We start from the raw sequence: 2,375 nt of genomic DNA, 5'->3' as shown, positions 1-2,375 counted from the left end.
AGAGATACGGGTGATCTCCTGTCCGTCATCGGTGACAGCGTCGACGAACTGGTCTCTGTTACCCGCCGGATTCCATTCTGGCGATCCCTGTCCAGCAACCCGGGCAAGGCACGCTCAAAGAAAGCCTATCAGGTAGAAGAAAGAAAAAGCGCCTGATCTGGCCGCCAGGAACCCATCTTTACCACAGAGGCCACAGAGAACACGGAGATAAAGCTTTTCTCAATCACTCTGTGTTCTCTGTGGTAAAACCGCTTTTCCTGTTGAAACCGATAACATCCGTTAAGCAGGGCGCCGAATACACCCTACCCCGTCATCGAATCAGCGAGTGGCTTCCAGCGCGGTGAGCAGCAACCGCTGATAAAGATGGGCACGAATACCGTGCGGATCGGCCAGCGACATGCGCTTCAGTTCGGCGGCGAAATCGCTTTCGCTCCCCTCCTCGAACAACACCTTCCGACCCAATTTCAGATATTCCTTCTGGCTGACTTTTTCCTTCAGCCAGGTCAACGCCTTGAGCAGTTGTTGCTCCACGTCATTGAAATCCGAACCCAACGGGAAGGTGGGGAACGCCTTGTCACCATGCCGTTCGGCGATTTCGTGCAGATGCTCCGGATTGTTGCGCCGATGGGCTTCGGGGATCTGATAATCCTGACGCAGTTTGCCGGAAGCCTGGGCCTCTTCCATCAGCTCGATCTGGAAGCGGCTGTCGGCCACATTGAGCATGGCCATGACCACTTCCTCGTCGGTCTTGCCACGCAGATCCGCCACCCCGTATTCGGTCACCACCATATCGCGCAGGTGACGGGGAATAGTGTTGTGCCCATAGCGGAACACCACATTGCTCATGGCCTCGCCGGCGCGCTCACGCCAGGCGCGGACCATCAGGATAGAGCGGGCCCCATCCAGTTCATGGGCCTGGCTGACAAAGTTGTACTGCCCGCCTACCCCACTGAGTACCCGACCATCTTCCACCTGGTCGGCCACCGCCGCCCCCAGCAAGGTCACAGTGAAAGCGGTATTCACAAAGCGGGCATCCTGGCGCTGCAGGCGCTTGAGGGTTTCATCACCGTAAAGATGATTGATGAAACTGATGTGGGTCATGTTGATGGCTGACCGGCTCGCCGCATCCAGCTCGCGCAGGCGCTCATAGAACGCCCGGGGGCCCAGGAAGAAGCCTCCATGCATGACCACGCCACCGGCCAGTTCATCACCGAACACCGCCTTGAGCGCTTCTCTTGTAGCGCGATCATCAAGATCATTGGCCACGCGTATATCGTTGGGCAGCACCAGTTCATCACCGTGCTTTTCAACATCGCTACGGAAAATTCCGAAGCGCTTCAGCTGACGCAAGTGGTCATGATTGAGACGACGGCGAATGGCATCCTGCTCGCGCAGAGCGTCCAGCAGGGCCAGTCCGGGCTTGGCCGGGTTGTGCATTTCCATCTGCTGCAGAGGTGCCCAGTCGTATACCGGACGGCGAATAATGCCATCATCAATCAACGTTAACAGACCATGAGTCATCATCTCGCTGCAGCCATACAGCCCCTCACGGAAAGCAGCAGTGCCCCCCTCGCCATCGGCCAGTTCCTGATGGCTTTTCGGTAGCGACCAGGCATTAAGCAGGGACTGGTAGAGAGCGTTATCCTGCTCACGCAGACGCAAATGATGTACCAGCGCATCGCCCAGGGCGCCGATACCAATCTGCAAGGTGCCGCCGTCCTTCACCAGGGTGCTGGCATGCAAGCCGACAAAGTGGTCCTGAATATTCACCGGCATGTTCGGGGTGCTGAACAACTGGGTATGCCCCTGGGGATCGTCCAGCAGGATATCCATCTCCGCCAGCCAGTCATCCACCCGGGCATCGTTTTCCATAAAGGGCAGGTCCCGATGCACCTGCCCCACCGAGAGAATGGTCTCGCCGGCATCACGGCGCGCCTTGAGCAGTGGCATCAGATCCAGAGTCACTTCCGGGTTGCAGGAAAAACTGTAGCAATCACTGCCCTCTTCCTGCCGGTGCGCCAGCATCTGCGCCACCACATTAACCTTGCGAGCGTTGAGATCCCGGGCCACGTGTGTGTAGTTGCTGCTGATGTAATGCTGCTGGGCGCTGTCGCTGCCCAGCATGCTGCCCGGCTGCACAAAGAATTCGAAGACGCGGATGTTATCCGGCAGGGCACTGCGTTTCTGGGGCTTCAGGTAAGCCAGCTCTTCATAGTCACCGAACAGGCGATCGGCGAAAGGATTGAGAAAGCGTTTTTCCAGATCACTGCCGGCACCGGGCTTGCCCAAGGACAGGGCCGTATAGATATCCAGGGACAGAGAGGAATCCTTTTCCACCCGGGCATAAAGCGCATTCACAAAACGGTTTGGCTTGC

1 protein-coding gene is annotated in these 2,375 nt (G+C 57.6%); it reads right to left on the bottom strand.

The annotated features are described in order from the left end of the window. Positions 1-318 precede the first annotated feature (318 nt). Positions 319-2,375: acetyl-CoA hydrolase/transferase C-terminal domain-containing protein (locus ACFE0K_RS01885; RefSeq protein WP_434534450.1), on the bottom strand; the 2,057-nt coding region annotated here is incomplete at its 5' end.

The sequence above is a fragment of the Alcanivorax sp. genome (genome assembly GCF_051117345.1).
Lineage (GTDB): Bacteria > Pseudomonadota > Gammaproteobacteria > Pseudomonadales > Alcanivoracaceae > Alcanivorax.
This window is presented reverse-complemented; position numbering and strand designations above follow the sequence as displayed.